Raw genomic sequence first — 3,580 nt, forward strand, 5'->3', positions numbered from 1 at the left:
GCGCGCCCTATCGCTTCAAGAATTACCGCGCCACGCTGGAGGTGATCTTCCAGAACAAGGTGCAGACCAGTCAGTACCGCGCCGTCGGCCATCCCATCGCCTGCGCCGTCACGGAGCGGCTGGTCGATATGGCCGCAAGCAAGATCGGCCTCGATCCCTTCGCCATCCGTGCGCAGAACGTCATCCCCGATAATGCCTATCCGCAGACCTCGCCGACCGGCTACCGTTTCGAGGCGCTGTCGCATCAGGCCTGCCTGAAGCGCCTGCACGAGATGATGGACTATGACGCGCTGCGGGCCGAGCAGGCGGTCTTGCGCAAGCGCGGCGTCTATCGCGGCATCGGCATCGCCGCCTTCGTCGAGATCACGAACCCCAGCCCGGCGTTCTATGGCGTTGGCGGCGCGCGCATCTCCTCGCAGGACGGCGCCATTCTCAGCCTGACGCCGTCGGGCGAGGTCCGCTGCCTGATCTCCGTGACCGAGCAGGGGCAGGGCACCGAGGCGATCATCAGCCAGATCGTGGCCGACCAGCTCGGCCTTGCCCAGGAGCACGTCAAGGTCATCACCGGGGATACCGAGGTGACGCCGCATGGCGGGGCGACCTGGGCCTGCCGTGGCGCCGGCATCGGCGGCGAGACCGCGCTGCAGGCGACGCGCGCGCTCAAGCGCAACATCCTGGAGATCGCCGCGCTGATCCTCCAGGAGCAACCGTCGGCGCTCGACATCGTCGATGGCGAAATCGTCGACGCAGGCACGCGGAACCAACGGATGCCGATCTCCGAGATCGCACGCATTGCCTATTTCCGCTCCGACACGCTGCCGCCGGGCACGCAGGCGCAGCTCACGGTGAGCCATCATTTCGCGCCGCAGGGCTATCCCTTTGCCTTCACCAATGGCATCCAGGGCTGCTCGCTGGAGGTCGATGTCGAGACCGGTTTCATCAAGCTCCTGAAGCACTTTATCGTCGAGGATTGCGGCCGCGTCATCAATCCGATGCTGGTCGACGAGCAGCTCCGCGGCGGCATCGTGCAGGGGCTGGGCGCGGCGCTGTTCGAGGAATGCCGCTACAGCGACACCGGCCAGCTGATGAACGGCTCGCTCGCCGATTACCTCGTTCCGATGCCGATGGAGATGCCCGACATCGTCATCGGCCATGTCGAGACGCCGACCGCCGACACCGTGCTCGGCGCCAAGGGCGTCGGCGAGGCCGGCACGGCGGCGGCCTCGGCTTGCGTGCTCAATGCGGTGAACGACGCGCTCTCGCCCTTTGATGCGACGATCAGTTCGATCCCGATCACGCCGACCAAAGTCCTGAAAGCCCTGAAGCGTTTCTAGAAAAAAGACAGTTGGAGGAAATCATGCCCAAGTCCGTTTCGACGTCGAAAATATCCCGCCGCACCGCGCTCGCCGGCCTTTCGGCCGGGGCGGCGCTGCTTGCCATGCCCCGGATCGGCCGCGCGGCCGACGAGACGATCCGCATCGGCTTTCCGACACCGCTGACCGGCCCGTTCGCCGCCGAAGCGCGCGATCAGGTCAAATGCGCCGAGCTCGCGGTGAAGCTCGTCAACGACAAGGGCGGCATCNNGCTCGAGCTGATCGAGAAGGACAAGGTTCATGCCGTGGTCGGCGCGCTCTCCAGCGCCGTGCAGCTCGCGGTCAACGAGGTTACCCGCGCCCGCGGCGTGATCTACGTCTCGATCAGCCAGTCGGACACCATCAACGAAGCCAAGGATTTCAGCAAATACACCTTCCACGAAGCGCTGAACCCGCACATGACGACAGCCGCCGTGGCGCGGCAGACGCTGAAGAAGGGCNNTGAAGGTCGCCCATCTCGCTGCCGACTATGCCTACGGCCACGAGATGCTGCGCGGCTTCAAGCGCGCGCAGGCCGCGATCGGTGCGGACAATGTCGGCGAGATCCTGCATCCGTTCGGTGCGGCCGACTATTCCACCTTCATGCCGCGCCTGATGTCGATGCGGCCCGACGTGCTCTGCATCTCCAATTTCGGCCGCGACCAGGCCAATGCGATCAAGCAAGCCGTGGATTTCGGCGTCAAGCAGCAGATGAAGATCGTGGTCCCCGTCATCCTGCACAACCAGCGGCTCGCGGTCGGCCCCGACGTGTTCGAGGGCGTGGTCGGCGGCGCCAACTACTATTGGGGCCTGGAGGCACAGAGCAAGTCGGCAGCTGCCTTCAACACGGCGTTCAAGGCTGCCAATGGCGGCGCGATCCCGACCGATTACGGCGCCTATGGCTATTCCGGCGTCGGATCCTTGCTGGCCGCGATGCAGACCGCGGGCGGCACCGACACCGACAAGGTGGTCGATGCGCTGGAGAAGCTGCAATATGATCTGACCAAGGGGCCGCAGCACTACCGCAAATGCGACCACCAGTCGGTGCAGTCGGTGCTGGTGCTGGAGTCCAAGAAGAAGTCCGCCATGGCGGGCGACAACGATCTGTTCGCCATCCTCGCCAACGACATCGGCTCCGACGACATGCTGCGCAGCTGCAGCGAGCTCGGCCACGCGACCTAAGATTTGTGACGATGGACCTGTCGCTGATCATCATGCAGCTTCTCTCCGGGATCGCCCTTGGGGCGGTCCTGGTGATCACTGCGCTTGGACTGACGATCGTGTTCGGCATGCTCGGGGTGGTCAATTTCGCCCATGGCGCGNNGCCCATCCTGATCGGCGCCTTCGGCATGCTGATCGAATTCGTCCTGATCCGCAGGCTCTACGGACGCTCGATCGACGATCCGCTGCTGCTCACCTTCGGCCTCAGCTATGTCCTGGTCGAGGGCGTGCGCATCGTGTTCGGCAGCGACGGCATTCCGTTTCCGACCCCGCCGCAGCTGATCGGCGTGCTCGATCTCGGCATCGGCTTCTTCCCGCGCTACCGCCTGTTCGTCATCGTGCTGGTGGCGGTGGTGCTGCTGGCGCTCTGGCTGACGCTGGAGAAGACCCGTGTCGGTCTGATCGTGCGCGCGGGTGCGCGCGATCCCACCATCATGCAGGTGCTCGGCGTCGACATCGGCCGGGTCTGGCTCGCGATCTTCGGTCTCGGCGTCGGACTTGCCGCGCTCGGCGGCGTACTCGCGGGTCCCATGCGCAGCGTTAATCCGGAGATGGGCTCGCTGGTTCTGGCCGAAGCGTTTGTCGTGACCGTGATCGGCGGTCTCGGCTCGATCGTGGGCGCGGTCGTGGCCGGCCTCATGGTCGGCATTTCCATCAGCCTGGTGGCGCTGTTCGCGCCTGAAATGGCGACCATCGTCATGTTCGCGCTGATGGCGGTGGTGCTGCTGATCCGTCCGCAAGGCCTGTTCGGCGTGAGAGGGAGGACGGCGTGACGCACCCTTCGAGCGGCGAGGCGCTCGCCAAGCCTGCGCCGAGCGGGCTCGGCCGGCTTCTCGACCACCGCGTGCTGCTCTCCATCGCCGTGCTGGCGATATTGCCCTGGCTGCTGCCGTCCAAGGCGCTGGCCGTCAACGTCCTGATCTACGGCGTCGTGGTGATGGGCTATAATCTGCTGTTCGGCTACACCGGGCTGTTGTCGTTCGGTCAGGCCGCGTTCTTCGGCGCGG

General features: G+C 65.4%; 2 protein-coding genes and 2 pseudogenes. All 4 read left to right on the forward strand.

Going from position 1 to position 3,580, the window contains the following annotated elements:
• On the forward strand, positions 1 to 1,334 hold a 1,334-nt coding region (locus AABA86_RS33715), incomplete at its 5' end, for a xanthine dehydrogenase family protein molybdopterin-binding subunit (RefSeq protein ID WP_338309811.1).
• A 23-nt stretch (positions 1,335 to 1,357) separates the two neighbouring features.
• Positions 1,358 to 2,534 (forward strand): annotated as a pseudogene (locus AABA86_RS33720) (ABC transporter substrate-binding protein).
• Positions 2,535 to 2,545: 11 nt separating this feature from the next.
• On the forward strand, positions 2,546 to 3,346 hold the full coding sequence (locus tag AABA86_RS33725) for a branched-chain amino acid ABC transporter permease (RefSeq protein WP_338309812.1): 801 nt from the start codon (positions 2,546 to 2,548) through the stop codon (positions 3,344 to 3,346).
• Positions 3,343 to 3,580 (forward strand): annotated as a pseudogene (locus tag AABA86_RS33730) (branched-chain amino acid ABC transporter permease); the annotation flags it as partial. The gene AABA86_RS33725 and the pseudogene AABA86_RS33730, both read left to right, overlap by 4 nt.

This window comes from Bradyrhizobium sp. TM233, assembly GCF_036247965.1.
Classification (GTDB): Bacteria; Pseudomonadota; Alphaproteobacteria; order Rhizobiales; family Xanthobacteraceae; genus Bradyrhizobium; species Bradyrhizobium ottawaense.